This window comes from Haloferax namakaokahaiae, assembly GCF_042663225.1.
In the GTDB taxonomy this organism is placed as follows: Archaea; Halobacteriota; Halobacteria; order Halobacteriales; family Haloferacaceae; genus Haloferax; species Haloferax namakaokahaiae.
Map to the genome: position 1 here is coordinate 22692 of NZ_JBHTAA010000013.1, position 21720 is coordinate 44411.

Genomic DNA, 21720 nt, shown 5'->3' on the forward strand with positions numbered 1-21720 from the left:
TTTCGAAGAATGAATGATTCGTCCCCAGATGAATCAGACGCTACCGCATCTAACTACACTCGTCGACACCTCTTGAGCGCCCTCTGTGGCACAGCGCTGGTCACCGGGGGCGGTGGGGTCGGAGTCGGGTCTGTGCTTGGCTCCGGGAACGAGGGTGCGTTAACTGGCACCGCGACGAAATCCCGATGTGAGTTTATTCAACCAGGCGGCCCGCTGCAGGACTGTGATCTCTCTGGAAGACGCTTGGAGGATGCGAACTTACAGTTTGCGACGTTGAGTGGTGCGGACTTGCGGGGGTCGTACATGAGTCATGCGAACTTGGAAGGTGCGGGCTTGCGGCATGCGGACTTAGAAGGAACACGCTTGAAGAAGGCGAACTTGGAAGGTGCGGACCTGCGGAATGCGAATCTGTGGAGTGCGGGATTATTTCGCGCGAACTTGGCCAATGCAAACCTGTCTAATGCGGACTTGCGGACTGCGTATTTGTATGGTGCTAGCTTGCGGGAGGCGGACTTGCGTGGGGCAGAGGGGTATACTGCCCTGGGTGAAACGAACCTGGAACAGGCGGATTTGTCCGGTGCAGACTTGCGGGAAGCAAACTTTGGTAAGGCAGACTTCGACGTTGCGGACTTGTCTGGTGCGAACTTACGGGATGCAGACATGTATAGCGCGAGCTTCGAACATGCTGACTTGGAAAACGCAAACTTGTTGCATGCGAGCTTTCGTGACGCAAACTTACCAGAGGCTGACCTGTCTGGTGCGACCTTGCGTGAGGCTGACTTGACTGGTGCGGACTTGTCTGGTGCGACCCTGCGTGAGGCAGATTTGACTAATGCAGATATGGCTTATGCGGACCTTCGGGAGGCAGACTTTCGGGATGCAACCCTTGACGGGTTGAGCTTGCTAAAAGCGGATTTCGAGGGTGCAAACTTTGAAGGGGCGAATCTGGAGGATGCGAAGTGGGTCCACAAATCGACGTGCAAGACGTGGAGTTGCGTCACACAACGGACCTGATACCAGATTCGTTCCGACTCACGTGGGCAGGATGGTTTTTCACTATGGACACGTGTTCGAATCTGTATCCAACCATCCTCGGTCACCGTAGATTAATTCTGGCCCCAATCAGGCGAGGCCGATTACCCGCACACTTCGAACCACCAGAATATTTAACATCAGTAATGACAATCGGAAGAGAATGAACGACTTGTCTTCAGATGAATCAGACGCTACTGCACCCACCTACAGCCGTCGACAACTCTTGAGTGTCATCGGCGGAACTGCCGTCGTCGCCGGAGGCGGTGGACTCGGAATCGGTTCTGTCCTTGGCTCCGCCAACGGTGATGGGCTAATCGGAACAGCAGGCGGTACCTGTGGAAATATTGAACCAGGAGCCGATCTGAGCGGCTGTGACCTGAGCGAGCGGGACCTGTCCGGAGCGGACCTTCGAGAAGTAGAATTCACAGAGACGGACTTGTCGGGGGCGAACTTGGCAAAGGCGAATCTGGAGATGGCGAACCTGTGGAAGACGAACTTGTCGGAGGCAAACTTGTCAGAGGCAGGCATGGCGCCGACGGCTTTCGTAGAGGCGAACTTGCGAGGGGCGGATTTACACGGCTCGAACATGGACGGCTCGAACCTGTGGGGGGCAAATCTGGAAGGGGCGAACTTGTCTGGAGTCATCCTGACGAACGCGAACCTGCCTCTGACGAAGTTGTCTGGAGCGATTTTTTCTGGATCGAACTTGTCTGGGTCGAGGTTTATACAGGCTGACTTGTCCGATGCGAACTTGGAAGGAGCAAACCTCGGAGATGCGAGCTTCTCTAAGGCAAATTTGGAGGGAGCAAACCTAGAGGAGGCGATTTCTGATGGCGTGGATTTGTCGGGTTCGAACTTGCAAACGGCGAAGCTTGAGGGAGCGAATCTGTGGGAAGCGAACCTCGTTGGGGCGGACTTGCGAGGGGCGGACGCGAGAGCAGGCCTGGGGAAAGCGAACTTGTCCGGGGCAGATTTGTCGGAGGCGGACTTAACGTTCGCGAGTTTAGAAGAAGCAGACCTGTCGGAAGCAAGCTTGGTGAACGCGGATTTGCAGACGGCAAACTTGGATGGAGCTAACCTAGAAGGAGCTGATTTGTCGGGTGCGAACTTGCAGGGCGCAAAATGGATTGACGGATCGGTATGCAGTACGCGCGACTGTGACGGTCAAGCATACTGAGACCGGCTCTGAACAGTTTCACGAGGAATACGCTACTGGGTTCAGCACGAACGGATTCTTGTCTGCTTTCTACCGAGCGGCGGTTGGTTGTAGATTACGGCCTCGCTCGACGTAGCCGGGAGACGCGAGCCTCAAATTTACCAGAATAATCAATACCTGTTAATACAATCATGAAATGATGAATGATTCGACCTCAGACGAAGCAGATGCCACTGTGTCCACCTACACCCGGAGACAGTTGTTGAGTGTCATCGGCGGCACAGCCGTGGTCGCCGGGGGCGGTGGACTCGAACTCGGTTCCGTGCTCGGCTCCGGCAGCAGTGGCGGGCTGATCGGGACGGCAAGTAGTCGGTGTGAAGACATCGAACGAGGCGCTACTCTGGCCGAGTGTAATCTGTCCGGAGAAGACCTACGGAGAGCGAACCTAACAGAAGCGCTGTTGATGTACGCGGACTTATCGGAGGCGAATCTGGGAAGTGCAAACTTATACGGTGCGAATTTGCTTCTGGCTGACTTATCTGAAGCAAACCTGCGAGGCACAGACTTAACAGAGGCGACCTTGGATGATGCGAACTTTCAGGGGGCGAACTTGGCAGTCGCAACTTTCCTTCAAGCGCACGCTCATGGCGCCGATTTTCGGGGGGCGAACTTAGGGGATGCCCAATTGTTTGAGGCGGAATTAACTGATTCAGATTTCCGGGGTGCAGACTTATCGGGGGCGAACTTTCGGAGGGCGGGCTTACAAGGGGCGAACTTTCGGAGGGCGGGCTTACAAGGGGCGAACTTTCGAGGGGCGAGCTTACAGGGAGTGAATTTTGAAGGTGCAGATTTAGGAGGTGCCACGTGGACTGATGGGTCGCGTTGCACGACGGAAGATTGCGATGGCCGAGCGTACTAATCACGGGAAATTCTCTTCCAGCCGGGCTATTGCGGGTTTTTGGAGTTGCCGTACCTCTTTGTATCAGCCCGAGGCGTAGCTGTCCAAAGGACATTACCAATTCGTTCGAATAATTCGTCAGAAACAGGCCGGTGCAGATGAGTTAGCTCAGATTGATTCTGTGTGGGTACACCGTGCCGGGTCAGAGGAGATAGAAGCACAGGAACCGATCCCATCGACCAATCCAACCCTTAATCCTCGTTGACAGCCCGTTCAGATCCTCGATTGGGTGCACGTATTTTGGCGATAATTTCTCGAATATTGACTCTCTTTGAAATATTGCATAGTTCTTATATACTCATAAACAAGAATGTGACCGTGAATCCAATGCGACCAACTACAACTGTGTCAGAAGTAGCAGAATCGCCCAAGCAAGACGGAGGAGTTGCCCGATGAGCGAAGGTATCACTGACAAACTCGCAAAACTACCGCTGTGGGCTAAGGGGCTCCTGATGGGAGGAGGATTCGTTGTCGCTTACTATGGGTCGTATTACTTTTTCCGCATCTTTGGTTAGCATTCAGTGTTACATCGGGGCCGCCATTTTTCGTGCTCAATACACATCCAGTTCTGTGAAGTGGCCAATGTCATAGTAGGTCCCATTCAAACTGCACGACTCAAAGGAGAAGACGAGTAGAGAAATGTCGTGTGTTCACTGATAGTAATCGATAAATTTTCCGCAGATAAACAATCCACCCACACATGAAGGTGCAGACGAGAGCGAACGTTGAGTAAACGTAAGTGTCCCTCAACCAAGGATTGCCCGTGATCGACGCAACGATGTGGGTGTTCTAATAGTTCCTTCCTCAAGTGAGGCCCTCTTTCTAGCCGTTACGGTGTTCTACCCGGTTGTGATCAATCTCATCTGTGATTTTTTGAGCTAAAATGTGACCATTACCAATAGTATCTCGCTCCCCTCCAGTCTATAAGAGATCACTGATCTCACTTCAAGTGAAAGTGTTTGGTTTATCAAAATACGATGCAGTTTCTCGATGGCCATGATCTGATTGGGCTTGTCCCTGAACATGCTCTCGGGAGTAGTTCCTGGGATGGAAAACAAAGTGATTTCAAATAGGGCAAATCTGTTACAGACGTAGGTCTGTAATGGTTGGGCTGACGCGTGTTTGTATTTCATCTCAGGGGCTTTCACCGCCTTATCTTAATATGAAGGCTTTACTGACCGGAGTAGTAGACGGCAATAATCCCTTTTAGTGCATTCAGGTTAGTAGCCCAAGTGATTCAATATCGTGTGCATCTTCGAGTTTGAGAATGAACAAACCATTGAGTTGCTTGGCATATTGTAATCTGGCATTGGGTACATCAATTTACAGTTGTTCATACTACGACGGAAGAATGGTGAATGAACAATTTTATGTAAAACACCAACCAATATGAAATGACTAGAATATTGTGAAAAAAGTGAATTTCTAGTGTGCTAAAAAATAAGTCAAGATGCCACAGCTTTAGCATGATAGAGCACTAAATAAGCCATTGTATTTCCATTCAGACTGATTGGGAGGCACGATTTTCTACAAAATTATTCTCGTCGAGACCGCGGCTGTATAGCCGCTTGTTCTTCAATTGAAATCTCCAGAACCTCTAGATAGATCACCAGGAGTATGAACTTTGATATTGTTAAAAACGCACAATATTAGTCTAAACGGTGGCCAAATAGGTCAATAATTGTATAGTATGAACGGCATTAAAACAGACAATTCGCTGACAACGGTATTATTTGTCTACTCACTACAACTGCAGTTCTATGGAGGGGCCGTATGACGGAGCAAAGACCACACATGACACAGGGCGGGAGAGGACTGACGTGGCAGAGCAGGCACGTGCATTCGTCGATAGTACGACCGACATTTTCACACACATCAGACCGGATGGAGGGATGGCCTACGTCTCGAGCACTGAAGAGATGTTGGGTCGGAGTAGACAGCAATTTATCGAGACTTCGCTTGACGAGTTCATTCACACAGACGATAAAAAACGTGCAATTGAATGTTTCGAGACAGCATTAGATGGTGAGGCTGCAGATCCGGTTGAGCTTCGGTTCAAACACGGAGATGGGCACTGGATCTGGATCGAAAGTAGCGCTTCCCCAATCCCACCAAAGTACGACCTAGACGGCGTCGTGACAGTAACACGAGATGTTACAGAGCGTAAACGTCGGGAGCAAGAACTCAGAGAAACACGAGCAGAGCTTGAACAGTCGAACGAAAAGCTGCGGCGGCAGAATCGCCGCCTCGATCGCTTTGCATCTGTGGTATCTCACGATTTCCGAAACCCGCTGAGTGTGGCTCGAGGTCGCCTCAGACGGGCACGTGAAGAGACAGATAGCGAAGAACTTGACGCGATGGTAGAACCCATCGACCGAATGGCGAGAATGATCGACGAACTGCGAACACTCACAATGAGCCAACGTCGAGCGGCTAAAACAACACAAGTCTCGATTGCCCCTCGCGCCGAAACTGCGTGGGCGATGACCGAGACAGGTGACAGTGAACTCCGGGTACTGGTCGATGAAGAAACCCAGTTCGAGGCTAATCTCGGCTTGCTCGATCATATTTTGGAAAATCTGTTTCGAAACGCAGTTGTCCACAACCAAACGCCGGTGACAGTTACCGTAGGGCCACTCGGGAAGCGAAGTGGCTTCTACGTAGCGGATGATGGGACCGGAATCTCACCAGAACAGGTCAAAAAAGTCTTCGAGTACGGTTATTCGACGGCGGGTGAGGGAACTGGCGTTGGTCTCACCATCGTCAGCGAATTCGTGGAGGCTCACGGATGGGAATTGGCAATCACGGACGCCGAGGTCGGTGGTGCGAGGTTCGAGATTTACACCGAGTGAGTAGCGTCGTTCATTGATTCACTCGCAAGCTACCGTTACCGATTTCGACTGTTTGCGGACTCATCCAGTCCAGCGAAAATCTGTCGAAACATCTTCTCCTGGGCTACTCGGAGGTGCTGGAGATACGTCGTGTGGGTAATTCCGAGCGATTTCGCGATGTCGATCGCCGAATTCCGGCGGGGGCGATCAAAGTATCCTTGATGGTAGGCCGCTTCAAGCGCAACCAGTTGTTTCGTGGTCAGTACGTCAATATCAACTTGTACAGAACGATTACGTGTCTGATCCCTGACCTTCTCGACAACCGAGGGGACTGTGACAGACGCATAGTGATCGTTCAATCGGTCGATCACTGGTTGTAGATACTCCCGACTGGAGAGCTCGAACGTAATAGTTGCGTGGTCGGGAGTTACAGTTGTGGACCGAACCAGCGCACCGACTGACCCGAGGTGTGCTTCGGGCGTTTCATCTTTGACTGTAACTTGGTAGGACACAGGTTCGCCGCTGTCGATGACTTTCCAAGTGCGAACCGACGGATGACCATCGAGTGCATCTGTGAACGCTTCAGGACGGTCAGTCGAACACGACAGATATTGTACTTGTGTGTCTCCATCAACGATATGAGTGCCGCGGACTGTCACCTCGACGTTTGGGTGATCCGCTCGCTCAGAGAGCAAGTCTGGAAGATAGTAGGCGTCTGATTCGAGTTGGACCTTGACAACGATACCCGCCGCACTGGTCAGAGTTAGTCGTGTTTCGACGTGGTGGATTGCAAAGCTCACCGTTTCTGCGATCTCGCTCAAGAGCAAACGTTCGGCTTCGTCGATCTGGTTTAGCTCATCATGATAGACTGCGATGGTCCCATAAGAGATGTCTTCGTGCTGAAGAGGAAGTGCAAATCCAGCCCGAAAACCACTTTCTAGGATGCTGTTTCGACTTTTTGTTGGCATGAGTTCCTCGAAGTCGGGGACGAACTGTGAGTCACTGGTTCGAGCACTCCAAAGAATGGGATCCCCTCCATGGTCGCTACCGATGTCATTGTCTTCTAACCGGCGTACGTATTCGTTGCCGCCCACTGCGGTGTGGGTGTGTACACCCCGTTCATCGACAGCCCCTATCCAGACAAAGTCGTATCCGTACGAAGAAAGGACGTCTGTGATTCCCAATTCGAGTTCATCACGGGTTTGAACGTTGACTAATTGCTTCAATACTGCTTGGTTGAACTCGCGTTCTCGCTTGAGCGTACGCTCACGCGAGCGACGGATGGTAACGTCACGGATAGAAAGCAGTATCGCAGGTTCATTCTCGAAGGTGATGCCGTCTCCTAAAATTTCACAATGGCGAAACTCACCGGTTGGTCTGACGAAACAGATCTCACGTAATCCTGGGTCGTCACCAGAACGAATCTCTGCGAGGAAATTATTCAGTAGCTTGTGGTCTCCCTCGTGTACGAAACTGGAGATCTGGTTTGAGAAAGCAAGGTCTATGTTGCAGTCACACAACTCGTGGAACTGGTCATTCGCAAAGGCTAGCTCATCATTTTGAAGCACTACGATTGCATCCCGGGTATGCTCGACAACGGTACGATACCGGTGTTCACTCTCTTGAACTTCTGTCCTCAGTTTGGCACGCTCAACAGCCTGTCGGATACGATTCACAAATATCGGTGCTTGGTCAATCCGGGGATCTTTGCGAATATAATCGGTGACTCCTGCGTTGATCGCTTGTGCTGCAATTTCTTCATTACCGTCCCCAGTCGTCAAAATAATCGGGAGATTAGCATGCAGCCCTTGAAGATGTTCAAGTACCTGGATGCCGTCGATTTCCGGCATCCGAAAATCGGTGACGACACATTCTATTGAACGGTCGTTAGCGAGAGCAAGAACTGCTTCGTTCGCGTTCAGAGCAACTTTAACCGAAAACACGGGGTCCTTATCTTCCAACTCGCTGGCCATGTACTGGGCCCACTGCTCATCGTCGTCGATGAGCAAGACGTTGATTCGCTCGTCAGTCACGCTTATGCAGCCCAAAGCGTCTGTTGATTTCCACAAATAGGAAGTCTGCAATTGATTTGTGCCTTAATTCGAGTGTGGATTCTCATATAAGTCGCGATACACTATGCGATGACAAATACGTTGCCCACATATGAAGGCATTTTTCGATTGAGAGTTCAATTGATTTGAATGTCGGCTGCTCGATGAATCGTAACTTGATGTGAATATCGAATCGTGCTGGCATAGAAATAACAGATGTCACATCTCCGAATAACCGCTGATATTCGAACTATACACCCCATCGTTTCCGGAGAAAGCACTCGAACTCTGTGCCACGGATTACACGTTCTCGTCTCGACTGAGTCAGCCGAGTGTTGCAATATACCGAACTGATTTATATATCGCTTCGCTAGTATGCAACAGTATGCTCACAGAAGGCGAGGTCCGCGCCCTCACAGCCCTCCACGGTGAGCAGACGGTCTCTGAACTCGCAACAAATCTCAATCGGAGTCTCAGCTACACCTCAGAACTCGTCGAACGGCTCGAAACAGCAGGCCTCGTCGAGACACGCCGACAGGGGAAAACAAAGCAAATTCGACTGTCGGACGCAAAGGCCCTCGAGTTACTCAGGAACCTCACACAGGAGTATTCACACATCGACTGGCCGGAGTTGTTGTCAGGGGCAGCCCTCCGAGTGTGCTACTTCCTCGACACCCCTCGGACTGCGACCGAACTCGCACGCCGCGCCGACGTCCACCGAAGTACTGTCCACCGTGCGCTTGCCCCGCTTCAGCATCGCGGAATCGTCTACCAAACCGACGACAGGGCGTACGCACTGAATGACGGCTTCGAACAGCTGAGTGCATTCGCTCGTGAGCTTGCCCATCACGTCCACCGCCAGACTGTCGAGGAACAGACCGACACCTACACGATTCTGTGGGAGTCCCTCGACGAGTTCCTTGTGCAGACGACGACTGAAATCGCTGACGAACACTTCATTCCGACAGGTCCAGACCAGTTCCAGCGATACGACCTCCCGCTGTTGGCACGTGACCGCAGACACTACCTCTATTCGGAGGCAACGAGCGAGCTCTCGCCGGAGATATTGTGCTGCCATATGCTCGTGATTGATTCCGGCCCACGAACGCAGTCATACTGTCTGCTCTTGCTCAGTCACGTCGACATCGACCGCGACGAACTCCAAGCCCAAGCCATCAAGTACGGCGTCGACGACGTCGTCGACGAGCTTTGCACGTATCTCGGCACCAGCGGTGCCCAGCGGACGTCTCGCCTTCCTGAGTGGGAGGACTTCCAGGAGCTGGCTGATGAGTACGAGGTGACGCTATGAGGGCGCGATTCGACAGCACATACATCCGGTCGGAATTCGAGCGCATCGGCCAGCAGCTGGATAACCCACTCACCGTCTTCTTGATTGGCGGTGGATCGATGGCGTTCCGCGGTCTCAAGGAGACGACCAAAGATATCGACCTCATCGTCTCTTCCGGCGACGACCTGAGTCAGCTACAAGCGGTGCTCCTCGAACTGGGGTACGATATCGTCCGGGAACCAGATGAAGAGTACGAAGAACTCGGTGCCCAGCGAATCCTCGAGAACGATGATGGGTGTCGCATCGACGTCTTCAACCAGCAGGTGGTCGGCAAACTGATTCTGTCTCCAGGCATTCGTGAGCGGAGCGAACGCTATATCGACCCGGGAAGTCTCGTGGTCGAGCTCGTGAGTCCAGAGGATATCTTCCTGTTCAAAGCGGTCGCTGGTCGGGTGGACGACATTGAGGATATGTTTTCGTTGATGCAGACCGGCCTCGAGTTCGACGTCGTCGAAGCAGAACTTGAGACACAGGTCGAACTCTTGGAGCAAGAACTGTTCGTGACGTACGTGAACGAAGCGTTGACCGTCCTCACTGAACAACACAACGTGACGACGCCGTTGCACGGCCCCGTGGCGGAGGTCACCGAGCGCGTCTACGAGGAACTCGAAGTGCTGCACGCGCTTGACGACCCGAAGTCGGTGGCTGACCTGCAACAGGAGCTTGATTGGTCCGCAGCGGACGTACAGGAGATTGTGAGCCGATTGGAAGAGAAAGACGCGGTCGCCGTAGCCGGTGGACGCGTAGAACGTCGTTCAACGACGATCTGACCCTAGGGATGAAGTGAGGCCCTAGGTCTTTGCTGAACTACCCAGATTATGACATGAATTGTGTGACACTACTCCTGAGCGTTCGCATAGGATAGGCGGCGAGTGGACTTCTCTAAACGGCCGTCTTCTGATGAATAGAAGCACCGTACCTGCTCACGAGAGGCAAACCAGTCTGTTCATCCAATTAGTCTGCAGAAGCAGCGCCGAAGAGACCAGTTCGAGGCCTCACTCCGGATGAACAGTCAAAGGCGGAAAGTACGTTTGGTAGAAGCCAGTGTCAAAACTAACCAATGAATCTGCGTCCGCAAATGCATGACCTCCGATAATGAAGTCTGCCGCAATGTGCTGGCGGGGTGAAAGGCTCCCTCCACACTGTTCACAGTTGACGGCTTGCTTCTTGCCACAGGACGGACACTGAAGACCGTCGGGTCGCCGCTCAGTATACTGTTGGAACTTTTCTCCCGCTTCAAAAAGTGCGGACCGCGACGGGTCGACGAGTTGGATGCTGAAGTCTTCGAGAAACTCATCCAGTTCAGCAACGGTGTCAAAGTGACCATCTGCTGCAAGTTCAGAGTAGACCACCGATGTGACCACAAGTGAACCGTCTCGGTAAGCCTTTCGCAACGCCTTTTCACTGGCGTCAGTGAAGTCGTCCTCGTACAGGAGTGCAAGCAGAGCGTTGGTATCGATTGCCGTTGTCACGTCTCTGCCTCCGCCTCACTGTCTTTGTTTGAATCACTGCTTACGTCTCTGGGGTATTCACCACGTAGCCGACGCATCCGTTCGGGCATCGTTTCGTCGCTATCTGCACTACCACGGTATTTCTCAAACGGGTCTTGGCCTTCTGCAGTCGTCGGCTTCTCTTTCCTCAGCTCGTACCCGGACTCGGTCTGTTCGAACTTCACTTCGTCCCCTGGTTCAATTCCGAGAGCCTCGCGAATCGCCTTTGGGATTGTCACTTGTCCTTTCGTCGTAACGCGTGGCATTGTCCTAACACTAGTACGTAGTAATACACTATCAGTATTACTTAGTCACTCTTACTGCTCGCTATGGCCACCTCCCGGGCCTAAAGTCGCGGTTGTGCGCTCAATTCTACATCGAGTCGCTCTCAACGACGTAGCCCCGAATACGCACCCCATGTTTCCGACGTTCTACTCTGCAAAACGAATTCGCTATCCCGAGGGGCGGGATATCCCGGGTACCGAGTGATGTTTATCCATCTCCGAATAACCGCTTCTACTAGAATCTGAGACCCCCACTGTTTCCGGAGAAACTATGGCCTGTAAATTCGGAAGCTGCGAGCGTTAGTGTACTGGATCAGAAGACAACCTACTCTTTCCAGAGTTCACTGATTCGCTCTTCAACCTCCTCAAAGATGAGTTGGAGAGCGTCGCGGTGGTCAGTTGGCCACGAAGCGTCATCGCCGGGTGTCGGAGCAGTTGGTGGCGGGTGGAAATGGTCTTTCGAATTGTGAGGGTTCGGATGACGATCCCACCGACATTCCCAGGCATGCTCCGGGTACACTTCCCGATAGTGAATTTTGAAATCGTCGTTCGTGTACCAACAAACAGCCACACTCGCCTCCTCGACGGAGTCTGGATAGTACGATAATTCGAGTGTCACACGAAGTCCAAGATGCCCACTCGCATCGGTGATGAGTGCTTCTGCAACCTGGTTCGTCGCTTGGAGACGCGTCTGCAGGAACTCGAGTATTGGGCGGTCGATAGGCGCTAGGCTCCCACCATCTCCTGTAGGCGGCACCATCGACGTGGCTACCCAGATACCTGTTCGGTCTCGCTGGTTGCGCGTTGCTGGCGGGCGCGTTCGTAGCGCTTTCGCTCGTCCCGAGCGGTCGCCCAATCCCCGAGGTCACTGTATATGTCGTCGATGGTCCGGTCTTCGCTCTTTTCCGCAGCGGCGATGGCGTCGACAGACGCTGGTGTAGCGGCATTGTACGTGTCTTCGTACTCAGAGAGACGGGTGGTCAGGTCTTGGACGCGCTGCTGAAGATCTTCGACGGAGTGTTCGGCGGCGAGTTCGTTGATTCTCCTCCACTCGAAATAAGCGTCGTTTCGTTCGTACGTAGCCGGATGGCCTTCATGGCGCGTCACAATGCCAAGGTTGCTGAACCAGCCTAGATACTTCCGGGCGGTTTTTGGATCGCAATCAGACTGGTTTGCAATCGTACTCGCTGTCGTCGGCGCACGAGTCTGGAGGACCGTCCCGTAGACGCGCTGTTCGACATCCTCTCCCCGAAATGCGTCCTCAAAGGAAGAAGGGCCACCTGGTGGATCGCTGTTGGACATACCCGTTCTTGGATGAAGAAGGACATAATTCTTGCTTTGAGGAATAATTTCACAAACTGGGTGCTAAGTAAGCTGATCAGCAGTAGACCACTTAACCAACAAAAATCGGTTTTCGGAATTGGCGTTGGTTAAGCAAGGAGAAAATACAGTTCCAGATCTATTCGTGCATGGACATGGTAGTGGATATCTAAATGACACACAGATACAATGTGGGTGAACTACCATTGCACGGACCGGTTCGGAGTGCAAGTACATTCATACTTATTCGGATTTTGCACACATCAACCATCATTTCCGACGTTCAGTTCATATATAAATTAAGTCTCACTTTGAACCCCCCACTATTTCCGACGTTACAGGCCACCAATAGCTCAGTTTCAGCGTCCTAAAATAAATATTTCCATCTCAAAACAAGAAATAAAATCGAAGGTTCCAGAGACATGTACTCAACAGTTAGTAGTGGATAGCAGGTACAATATTAAGATAGTAGCTGTTCTGGAAATTGCGTCATAACCTACCTGAACAAATCATATCAAAACAGGACGTGACTGACTAAATCCAGATGAGTGTATAAGTACTGAACGAACAAACAATATCCCACATGATTTGTGGCATCTTCAGTGTCGATCTTGATCATCAAAAGAGGCAGCAATCAACAGTTCGTTCACAACCGAGATACACAATTGTTGGTCAGACAGATCCATTCCTTGCCCAGCAGCGAAGCCTCAAATATAAGTACGGGAGCTAAACAGTGGAGCGACCAAGTGACAGGAGTTGTAATAATCGAATCGCGGTAGAAATTCCCCAGTCATTCGAAACCTCGCGAGTAGACAGTGAATGGAATGGTCACATTAAGAAAGTAAGTCGTGAGGAAGCTAATTTTCTTGCAACTCTATTTGATATTTTTAATTTCGAGTCAAATTACCCTATAGAACTCCCGATGAACGAATATCTAATCCCATATTTCAAAAACGAAATATCTGATAGTGGAGCACGTTTGAACGTGAATTCGCTAGAAGAGAGAGGGTATATCGAGTCAGAACAAATCTCTCTGATTGATCCGGTTACAAAAAAGGGGACTCGTGGTGTGTGGTACAACCCAAGTAGAAAGGCATCACCGGCCGTATATAAAACGAAACGTACCACGCCTACTGTAAAGACGGCTGGAGAAGATTACGCTCACCGTCTGATGATTCATCTTCTTAAAAAGTATTTTTACACACTAAATGAAGTCGACAAAGTTGAGACGTATAAACCGTTTACAGATGGTGAGTACTATCCAGCCCATGTAGTTGACGTAATCGCCTACGACAAGGCTGGAACTCCTATACACATAGGTGAAGCCGAGTCACTAGAATCAAGAAGTTCTGCAGATATTGCTCGAAAGTACCAAAGAATGGCAGAGTCGCCAGCCGACGCATGGTGGATTGTATCTAAGCAAAAGGCGCTGGCATCAATTTTCAGAGTGCTATCACAGTGTGACGAGATCCCGGATTACACCCAAGCAGAGGTGTTGAGTGCATCACGAGCACGAGACTATATCAAAAGAGGCTACCATCCTGGTCTTACGCAAGTAATCCACATCAAAGAATTATACCAAGCGTTGGCGGGGAACCAGCGGATTGAGAAAGTTGTGTAGTCAGGTGGGCATTATTCACAGTGTACAGAATACTCTGTAATCGGATATTTCGAACTAACCAGAAATCATACACAAAATATCGTCCCGAGTTATCCTCCTAAGTAGGGAATCTCGATAACCTGGTCGACGTTGTGAGGAGGGATGGGTACAACTCTACGAAATATTTTTATAGTAAAATCTTTTCAAAAATCACTTATAAATGTATAAAAGGGAATTCTAGAACACCCCCCTATTGAGTCAAATTAGAATTGGAAATGACCCCGCGACATTCAGTGCAAATTTGGACAAAGCGTGATTAGCCTAATTTGGCCATATTTGAGGGGTACAGACAAATATAATGATAAATCATTCACTTTACTTATATACGTTATTAACTGCCCGTTCGCCAAGCCTCAATATATTAGGGAACTCCCTAAACACCCCCCCGAATAGGCCGTCTTATTCGAGTTTAACCCCCAGAACTCATTATTAACACCGATGAGTAGGGGGTGTAGCATAAATCCATGATGCTATACCCCCCAAAATTGGCCGATTTGTACCAAAGAACCCCTATATTATGATGACTGAGACTGTTTTTCCAATTACCATACTCTCTGTCTAGTCTCAGCCGCAGGTCCAATCTCTCGTTCCAAATCCTGACTGTGATATCGATGTTACACGTGAAGTCAAAAAGTTTGCTCGAGTCACATCAGTATGTCAACTTTGAGTTAATTCAATTGCTAGCCAACAAATACAACTACTGCAACCTCGACGAAGTGATCATTATTTTTCAACTTCCAAGTGCTCGGGTTTCAAACAAAGTTCGTCACTGCAACTGCAGTGTGTTCAGCACTTGGACGACATATCAAACTCCGTGAGAGCAACCACGTGGCCCAAATTAGGAGTATTGCGAATTCACAACCGTCAACAAACGCGAACGGCCCTGCAGTGGGCTGGTGTGAACGCCTAGTCTCACCACGGTCGGCGAGGCTGAGTTGTTCAAAATCACCGTGGGCTATTGCACGAGTGATTTCCCGTACATCGAGGAGGTCTTGGGACGTCTCAGTCCGTACATTGGGGCATCGGGTAAATCGAACAAGTATCGTCAATCTTGACGGCATTGACGATATCGAGGCACAACGAAGGATTGCCAGCAATGGGTGCATATAGACGACGGGGTCCCAGTCGTTTGGGCAACCTCAACGAGTACGGTTAGGCGACTAAATGAGGTTCAATCTCCGCAGTGCTACATAGAGCTTTGACTGTCTCCGGCTCCCTGAAGGTGCGAGTGCGTTCGATTTTCGATCAGACGAACCAAACAAGTAGTACTCCTCAAGTAAAGAATCCCCTCAACATCGCGTGAGAGATTAGGTCTGGTCTACAAACCTCGTAATTAACTGAATTCCGTTTGGGAGTCAACAGTAGATTATGTTGCATTGATTTGGGAGTGTGCGACCATTTTTATCTAATGTCAAGAACAATACACCATATAATCTTAAAAGTGTGATTTGAATTAGAGGATTAGATATGCTTATTAAACCAGTCTTTCTGAGAACTCCACAGCAATTATGACAATAAAAGCCAGCACATCAGCCTCAACCACTGAACCCTCAGCTACGGCACTGAATAAAGCAGTCCAAAGGCAGGTAACAATCGTAGTGCAGATCGATAATATATGACCGGCGAATTCGCTACAAAACCGACCGAGTCTTACTATACGGGGTATGTCTCAACTAGGAAACCCAGATCTTTCAGTTTGTCAATGCCAGACAGCCGGTGCTACTTCAGAGCCGGAGATATGACATTTCAAGAAGCGGTTTTCCTTACAACTCTTTTTGACATTATAAACTACCAATCGGACTATCCTCTCGAATTACCGATGAATGAGCACCTCTTAACGTACGTGAAAAACCGAACCGCCGAAAACAGCCCTAATTTGAACGTCAACTCGCTAAAAGAGCGGGGGTTCGTTAAATCAGAACAGCTCGCATTCAATCATCCTGATTCCGGGGAACAAATCCAAGGTGTGTGGTATACTCCAACGAAAAAAGCAGGAAGACGCTTGCATCAAAAAAAGCGGGCTGGCCACTTCTTCGGTGATCCCGGAGAGAATTATTTACACAGAATGATGGTAGAAATGACGAGACTCTATTTCCAGTCACTACCCGAGGTTCGTCGAGCTCGAAAATATGTCCCGATTGAGGGGAACAATCCAGGAGTAGCTGACGTAATCGCGTACAAAGACGATGGGACACAAATCTACGTTGCAGAGATTGAAGCTGCAAAAACCCAAAACTGGGACTCTTTGAAGAAAGACTACGTTCAAATGGCCAACTCACCAGCTCAGTCTTACTGGATTGTTAGTAGCTCAAGAGTGACTTCGTCTCTTTTAAACGCACTTGCAGCAAGAGGAGTTCAAGTCCCATCTCCCAGTTCAAAAAGTATCACGATGCAATATGCAAGGCGCTGTGCCTCAATGGATCGAGGGGGCGGTATCGACCACCTCTATCACATTAGCGAGATACTCGATTCTCTGGCTGGAAAAACAACTGTTCAACAGGTTGTCGAACGAAAATCGGGCCATTCTACCCGAAACAGATGACTGATTCGAGACCACATATCACGCCAACGCAATCCTGGTTGATTAGCACACACCCAGAGAATCATAAAGATGACATCAGAAGATTCCTCAGCCAAGCATTGAGCTTCTTTGATACTGAGATTGTTGGAGACCACTCGAGTGATAATAGCAGGGATTTCTGGGGCACACTTAGAAATTGGATAGATTGGTTTGTTTATCATGCAATAGATGAAACAAGCCTGAAAGAGATCAAGGAAGGGGAACTCAGCCCAGAAAGAAGTGGTCCGATTCATCAGTATCCAGGACTGATGACATTGATTACAGTACTCACTACTTCTGCAGTGAAAACCGATACTCGTTATGTTGAAAAAACAAGGGGTGGGTACCACCCAAACATGAAGATTTTACATCAGGTCAAAGCACTCTGGAAGTGTAATATTTGGGCATATTTTAACCAGTGTGATCCAGAACTACAAGTAAATCTGCTGCAACCATTCGGTAGGCGTCTCTATGACGACCGGAACTGGGTCGAACTAAGACATATTGAACCATTCAGAGTTGAAAGAGAAATTCACGAAGGAATCCAAACAGTATCATTTAGATTTTCAGATCTTGGAATGCGAATGTCGTGGGGGAATTTCGTTCGTCAGGTCCACAGCTTTCTCGATGAGTCCTTCAACACTCTCAAAGAATATGTTTGGAAGCATTACCTTTCGATAGACGCAAAACATAAACTTAGAAATCTACCCTGGTTCACAAACAAACTGGATCACTACATTAGAGCTCGAGATCACGACGCTTTGTATACCGACTACCACGACATTCCACCACTCATACGAGAAATTGTGACTGCGATTCACCAACAGTCGAACAGTATTACGAACCGGGGGATTCCTTCGGAACCAAGTGTCGAGTTTGGTGAATGGGTTACGAGCGATCGGGTTCACGAACTCTTGATTGATCACATTATCCAACGTGGCTACCGTGAAGAGCTCCGAGAAGTGAGTAACAGTAGCCTGAAAATCGCTCACAGACTCGGGAAGCATGAGAATGTACGATCGTTTGAGGTCAACAAGAGCGGTCGCAGGAATTTATTCAAATTTGAGAGACCAGAAAAGCGGGATAATTACACTACGTTCATTGAACACCGGAATAATTCTTGATTAATATTACCTCAGAAGAATAACATTAAGTGTGCCGCAACATAGCCAAATCGACCGCAGTATGACGATTCAAAAGAGTCCTCTGTAGGAAAACACACGAAGCAGTAGCAGCTGCCCAATCGTCGTAATCGCAGATGACTTCGATTCATAGGTGTCACTCTCTTCGGAACTACCAATTTTCTCTAGAAAGAATCGGCAATCAGTTCGAGGGCTTTGCCGATTCTACTTCGTATCCGACGAGCGCTTCAAAAATATGGTCGTAGAGTGCCAGTTCCTCTTCGGGTGAATTAACCGATCGTTTCGAGGACCCTTCGGTTCGAGCAATTTCTCGGAGGACGCATAATCCGAACGCGAACTCACTTCGGTTAAACGCCTGATACAGAGAGACGTCAGCTGCGTCCGCAAATTTGTGTTGCCAGCGCCATTGAGTTGGGCTCTCTTGAGAGCTCCGCGCAGCGACCAGAACTTGCTCGGCTGAGAAGCGGCCTTCGTACACGTTTTCGGGGTCGTCTGCCGGCCAGAATCGAATCGGCTCGGGCATCAGGACAGGGACACGCGACGTGTCTTTATAATCGACCGCGCGTTCGAGGTCGAACACGTCTTCAGAGTCGTCGACCGACTCTTCAGTTGCAACGTGTCGCATGAGCTTTCCTTCGGACGTCAGTTCGAACTTCACCGTGAGTCGATCAGTCTTATCGCCGCTCGAGAAGTCAGTCACCTAGTCCATTTCTGCAGCAGATCCATCGTAGTCGGGCAGTTCAATCTTAGCTGGAAGACTCAGCGGTTTTTGCTCGGTGCTTGAGTTCTGTGGTGTATTTTTCGCGAACACGGATACATCCACTAGCGAGGGTGTATTATCGGTTGCTGCTCAATGGGTCCATAAACACTAATCCCGAATTATCGCTCGTAAGAAGTCTCAAAAGGCCCAAATCCATAATTAGTAACTTATTGAGCTACTCAATATCCGGCGGCGAGACGATCGACCTGGTCGACCGATTTATCTAGAAACCGCCAAATGGATTAGATAGGGCAGAACCGAACCACCGCTCTCGAAACGAGAGCACTCGTGGTAGAAGCACGAGTACTCGGGGCTGTCAATGAATCCAACCCATGAACAACATAGAGATATCTCTAAAAAAGCGTACTGCCCCTCGATCAACCACAGCCGAGTCAGCAGAGGCCGCACAATGAGCGACGAGAACGAAGACGTGAGCGCACTCCGTCCTCGCGAAGTCGAACCAGAACTGCACGAGGTCTTCAAATTGTTCTATGAGGAACGCCGTCGCCTCATAGTCGGGATTTTAGCCCTCCAACCGTCTGGGATGGAACTGGAGGATATCGCGACGCACATCGCGATGTTGGAACCAAAGCGCGACGCATCAAAAAGGGCAGACGTGAATAACGTCAAGCATCTTCTCGAAAACCATGTCGACAAGCTCAGTGCACAAGGCGTCGTTAAGTTCAACGGCGAAGTAGTAACCCCGGGACCAGCATTCAAAAATCTGTACCGGCCATATTGCATCATCACTGCCGATTGGGTCCACGGCAGGTTCGTCGATGTGAGAGTGTGATTACGACACCCACTTAGAACGTGGGTCTGTCGGCGTGCTCAGCCGCTCGTATTTCTTCGGATTTTTCGACTTGCTCAAGTAGATTCTTGTACGGGACTGGCCCGAACACACCGAGTCGGTCGAACAACTCTCGAGCTTGTCCAGTGAGGCGATAGTATCGATAGGACTCGCCGCGATTCAGTCCTTCCCGTTGCTTTGACGCTGAGTCGATGAGACCACACTCCTCGAGCGTCGCCAAGTGTCGACTCAAATTCGCTTCGGAAATACTGGGGTTGTAGTATTTGATTTCTTTCCGGCTTGGCGTGTCTTTCGGGTGTCCAACGATGGTTCCGATGATGTTTTTCCGTTCGACATGATCGAGTATCCCCATTGTTTTGAAGGGATCTAACTGCCCATCCTCTGTGTGAGAGACTTGGTCGAAAGGATCCATGAGAGTAACAAGGAGACCCATCACAATAACCATTTTCAAGAATATGAAAATGGTCGATGTTGTGGGTTACTAGACGTACCTTGTCTGTCGAGCAGTAGTGTTAGTGAACTTTTCAGTAACCTGAGCAACTGCACGCTCGATATTTCCGTCCATCAGCAAAACGACAGCCTACGGTGAAACAAACGACTCACGGTCTAATGAACGACATCCACGTTGTGTACGACCTTGGCGTTGGGACTGATGATACCGAGGTCACTGCACAAAGGTAAGTACGTACTCAATTATGTGTTGACTTTTCTCTTGGTTTCTCACAAAACAGTGAATCGGGGAATAGCCTATTTCAGAATAGCCTATTTTGGATTTGGTTATTCGGCATGATTAACTTCTCGGGAGAATATATGGTGTTCATGGAACGCTTTGTGGATCGGGAAATCGAACTATCTCGGCTGCGAGAGTGCTACGCGTCCGACAGCCCAGAGATGATTGTCATCTTTGGACGACGTCGTCTCGGAAAGACGCAGCTCGTTCAACACTCACTCACGCAGAGAGATGATGCCGTCGTATACCAAGCGACGCAGACGACACCACAGGTGCAACTCGACGAATTCGTTGACGCCGCCTCAGGCTCCTTCCCTGGAATTGAACATATTAAACAGAATTGGGAGTCACTACTCGGGTATCTCGTCGAACAAGGAGGAATTGTCGTACTCGACGAGTTCCCATATCTCATCGACGCCGACAAGAGCATCCCTTCGGTGATTCAGCGACTGTGGGACCAACGCCTCCAGAACACGAGTGGAACACTCATTCTCGTTGGATCATCGATTAGCATGATGGAGGAAGCAACGCTGTTAGGAAACAGCCCGCTTTACGGGCGATTCACCGAGAAGATCGATCTCCGACAACTCGGGTTTGCTGCTGCCCAGGAGTTCTTCCCAGAAAGCTACACGCCTGAAGACCGAATTTTTGCATGGGGTGTCTTCGGTGGTGTTCCATACTATCTCGATGGCATCGATCTTGATCACGACCTCGGAACCGTGATTTCTGAATCCCTCCTCTCACAACGGGGATATCTCCATAACGAACCCGAGTACGTCCTCCGAACTGAGTTAACTGAGCCGAATCGATACTTTGCGATTCTCAAAGCCATCGCTGCAGGGAATACCACATCAAATGAGATTGCACAGATGGTTGGGATCGACGGAAAGCAGATTTCGACCTACACCCAGAAACTAGAGCGCCTTCGACTCATCGAACGTGAAGTCCCACTCACAGAAGAGAAAGCTCGCTCCCGCCGTGGCCGCTACCGAATTCTCGACCCACTGTTTCGGTTCTGGTTCCGATTTGTCTACGGGAACGAAGACCGATACGAGCGATTGGGTGACGAAGCGTATGAGGCAGTTATCGAGCCAGAACTCCCCGACTTCGTGAGTTCACAATTTGAAGTCCTCTGCCAAGACGCGCTTCCTGGACTGTACCCCGATAAAACGTTCTTAGATATCGGCCGGTGGTGGTACAAAGAGCACGAAGTCGACGTCGTCGGTTTCACTACGGAGGAGACAATGGTGGTCGGCGAGTGTAAATTCACGAACGCTCCGCTCGACTACAGTGCTCTCGAGTCACTCGAAGAACACACAGAAGAAATCAGATGGACTCCCGACAGTGGTGGAGATGTCGATATAGAATATGCACTGTTTACCCGGAGCGGGGCGACCCACACTGTCCGAGAAGCAGTTGCAAAGCGGGATGACTTGCAGCTGTTTGGATTAGATGAGATAACCACAAGCGTGTAGCCCACGGACCTTTGAAAGTTTGAGCTGCAAGCATCTCGATGGTTCACTAATTATTCTCGGCGCCAATCGAATCGGCCAAACAACTTTGCTGTGGCACCGTGTGGACACC

General features: G+C 50.0%; 19 protein-coding genes. 12 read left to right on the forward strand and 7 right to left on the reverse strand.

Translation table 11 applies throughout. The features are described from left to right. Positions 1-9 precede the first annotated feature (9 nt). The 5 genes from ACFQJC_RS17030 (at position 10) to ACFQJC_RS17050 (ending at position 6001) form a co-directional block, all read left to right on the forward strand. Complete coding sequence (locus ACFQJC_RS17030; protein ID WP_390225710.1) at positions 10-1014, forward strand: pentapeptide repeat-containing protein; 1005 nt, start codon at positions 10-12, stop codon at positions 1012-1014. Between the two features lie 181 nt (positions 1015-1195). Continuing rightward, a complete protein-coding gene (locus ACFQJC_RS17035; RefSeq protein WP_390225711.1) occupies positions 1196-2212 on the forward strand; it encodes a pentapeptide repeat-containing protein in 1017 nt (338 codons plus the stop codon). Positions 2213-2390: 178 nt separating this feature from the next. Beyond that, positions 2391-3110, forward strand: a complete 720-nt coding sequence (locus ACFQJC_RS17040; RefSeq protein WP_390225713.1) for a pentapeptide repeat-containing protein — start codon at positions 2391-2393, stop codon at positions 3108-3110. A 431-nt stretch (positions 3111-3541) separates the two neighbouring features. Next, positions 3542-3664 carry a hypothetical protein gene (locus ACFQJC_RS17045; protein ID WP_390225715.1) on the forward strand — a complete coding sequence of 41 codons (123 nt, stop codon included), beginning with the start codon at positions 3542-3544 and terminating at the stop codon, positions 3662-3664. Positions 3665-4969: 1305 nt separating this feature from the next. Next, entirely contained in the window at positions 4970-6001 is a 1032-nt protein-coding gene (locus ACFQJC_RS17050; RefSeq protein ID WP_390225717.1) for a sensor histidine kinase, read from the forward strand. A 35-nt stretch (positions 6002-6036) separates the two neighbouring features. On the opposite strand, the gene ACFQJC_RS17055 is transcribed toward ACFQJC_RS17050, so the two are convergent. Beyond that, positions 6037-8013, reverse strand: coding sequence for a bacterio-opsin activator domain-containing protein (locus ACFQJC_RS17055; RefSeq protein ID WP_390225719.1), 1977 nt, complete (start codon positions 8011-8013; stop codon positions 6037-6039). Positions 8014-8416: 403 nt separating this feature from the next. Here ACFQJC_RS17055 and ACFQJC_RS17060 point away from each other — a divergent pair, with 403 nt between their 5' ends. Both ACFQJC_RS17060 and ACFQJC_RS17065 read left to right on the forward strand, forming a co-directional pair. Continuing rightward, positions 8417-9340: a helix-turn-helix domain-containing protein gene (locus ACFQJC_RS17060; RefSeq protein ID WP_390225721.1), complete on the forward strand. Its 924-nt coding sequence runs from the start codon at positions 8417-8419 to the stop codon at positions 9338-9340. Then, complete coding sequence (locus ACFQJC_RS17065) at positions 9337-10149, forward strand: DUF6036 family nucleotidyltransferase (protein WP_390225723.1); 813 nt, start codon at positions 9337-9339, stop codon at positions 10147-10149. Before ACFQJC_RS17060 ends, ACFQJC_RS17065 begins: the two co-directional genes overlap by 4 nt. A gap of 225 nt (positions 10150-10374) precedes the next feature. On the opposite strand, the gene ACFQJC_RS17070 is transcribed toward ACFQJC_RS17065, so the two are convergent. From ACFQJC_RS17070 to ACFQJC_RS17085, 4 genes are all read right to left on the reverse strand, one after another. After that, the gene (locus ACFQJC_RS17070; protein ID WP_390225725.1) at positions 10375-10851 is read right to left on the reverse strand and encodes a PIN domain-containing protein; all 477 of its coding nucleotides are present in this window, start codon (positions 10849-10851) and stop codon (positions 10375-10377) included. Beyond that, entirely contained in the window at positions 10848-11135 is a 288-nt protein-coding gene (locus ACFQJC_RS17075) for an AbrB/MazE/SpoVT family DNA-binding domain-containing protein (RefSeq protein WP_390225727.1), read from the reverse strand. The genes ACFQJC_RS17070 and ACFQJC_RS17075 overlap by 4 nt, the downstream gene beginning before the upstream one ends. A 343-nt stretch (positions 11136-11478) precedes the next feature. Beyond that, the gene (locus ACFQJC_RS17080; RefSeq protein WP_390225729.1) at positions 11479-11913 is read right to left on the reverse strand and encodes a toxin-antitoxin system TumE family protein; all 435 of its coding nucleotides are present in this window, start codon (positions 11911-11913) and stop codon (positions 11479-11481) included. An 8-nt stretch (positions 11914-11921) separates the two neighbouring features. Continuing rightward, on the reverse strand, positions 11922-12455 hold the full coding sequence (locus ACFQJC_RS17085; RefSeq protein ID WP_390225731.1) for a DUF7342 family protein: 534 nt from the start codon (positions 12453-12455) through the stop codon (positions 11922-11924). A 751-nt stretch (positions 12456-13206) separates the two neighbouring features. Between ACFQJC_RS17085 and ACFQJC_RS17090 the strand changes: the two genes are divergently transcribed. The 3 genes from ACFQJC_RS17090 to ACFQJC_RS17100 all read left to right on the forward strand — a co-directional run bounded on the left by ACFQJC_RS17090 (position 13207) and on the right by ACFQJC_RS17100 (position 17817). Next, positions 13207-14094, forward strand: coding sequence for a hypothetical protein (locus tag ACFQJC_RS17090; RefSeq protein WP_390225733.1), 888 nt, complete (start codon positions 13207-13209; stop codon positions 14092-14094). Positions 14095-15871: 1777 nt separating this feature from the next. Next, positions 15872-16675, forward strand: coding sequence for a hypothetical protein (locus ACFQJC_RS17095; RefSeq protein WP_390225735.1), 804 nt, complete (start codon positions 15872-15874; stop codon positions 16673-16675). Next, positions 16672-17817 (forward strand): hypothetical protein, encoded by a 1146-nt coding sequence (locus tag ACFQJC_RS17100; protein WP_390225737.1) that lies wholly within the window; start codon positions 16672-16674, stop codon positions 17815-17817. The genes ACFQJC_RS17095 and ACFQJC_RS17100 overlap by 4 nt, the downstream gene beginning before the upstream one ends. Positions 17818-18016: 199 nt before the next feature. On the opposite strand, the gene ACFQJC_RS17105 is transcribed toward ACFQJC_RS17100, so the two are convergent. After that, a complete protein-coding gene (locus ACFQJC_RS17105) occupies positions 18017-18535 on the reverse strand; it encodes a hypothetical protein (RefSeq protein WP_390225739.1) in 519 nt (172 codons plus the stop codon). Positions 18536-19004: 469 nt separating this feature from the next. Between ACFQJC_RS17105 and ACFQJC_RS17110 the strand changes: the two genes are divergently transcribed. Next, complete coding sequence (locus ACFQJC_RS17110; RefSeq protein WP_390225741.1) at positions 19005-19388, forward strand: DUF7344 domain-containing protein; 384 nt, start codon at positions 19005-19007, stop codon at positions 19386-19388. Between the two features lie 13 nt (positions 19389-19401). Here the strand turns inward: ACFQJC_RS17110 and ACFQJC_RS17115 are convergent, their stop codons facing one another. Further along, complete coding sequence (locus ACFQJC_RS17115; RefSeq protein ID WP_390225743.1) at positions 19402-19818, reverse strand: ArsR family transcriptional regulator; 417 nt, start codon at positions 19816-19818, stop codon at positions 19402-19404. A gap of 407 nt (positions 19819-20225) precedes the next feature. Between ACFQJC_RS17115 and ACFQJC_RS17120 the strand changes: the two genes are divergently transcribed. Then, a complete protein-coding gene (locus ACFQJC_RS17120; RefSeq protein ID WP_390225745.1) occupies positions 20226-21611 on the forward strand; it encodes an ATP-binding protein in 1386 nt (461 codons plus the stop codon). The last annotated feature ends 109 nt before the right edge of the window (positions 21612-21720 follow it).